This window comes from Bartonella sp. AD328YNZD, assembly GCF_042196425.1.
In genome coordinates this window covers 1-569 of record NZ_JBHIQG010000838.1, presented here as the reverse complement: position 1 = coordinate 569, position 569 = coordinate 1, and the positions used below count along the sequence as shown (strand labels likewise).

The following is a 569-nucleotide window of genomic DNA, read 5'->3' as shown; positions in this document are numbered from 1 at the left end:
TGTTGTAAAAAAGGAGTTATCAATGGTGTATAAACAATATCTGTTACTAATGCCGTTGTTTTTGCTTTATGAAAATCGCAAAAAAAAGAATCACTTTTTTCTTCCGGATTTTTTATGCCAATAGAGGTTGTATTAACAATTAAATCAGCTTGATGAAGTATTTCATGGATTTTATGCCAATCGTAAACTTTAATGATCTTTCCAAAATGCTGAGCTAAATTATCAGCGCGTTGTTTTGTACGGTTAATTAAATAAATTTGTTCAAATCCGCGTTTTTTTAAAGCATATAGGATAGCGCGTGCAGCGCCCCCAGCCCCAAAAACAAGAGCTGTTTCCCCTCCCCAATCAGATGCAAAATCATCAAGATTAGCACTAAAACCATAGGCATCACTATTTGTGGCACAAAGTTTATCTCCTTCATACCAAAGTGTATTAGCAGCACCTATCATTGTTGCTCTCTCGTCTTTATAATCTGCTAAACGAAAGGCTTCCTGTTTATGAGGCAAAGTAACATTTCCTCCACAAAAGCCCATTTTTTGTAAAGAAACAATAAAATGACTAAATTCTTC

General features: G+C 34.8%; 1 protein-coding gene. It reads right to left on the bottom strand.

Annotation, left to right across the window (positions count from 1 at the left end; all coding sequences use genetic code 11):
- On the bottom strand, positions 1-569 hold a 569-nt coding region (locus ACFIO3_RS15330), incomplete at both ends, for a shikimate dehydrogenase (protein ID WP_375704808.1).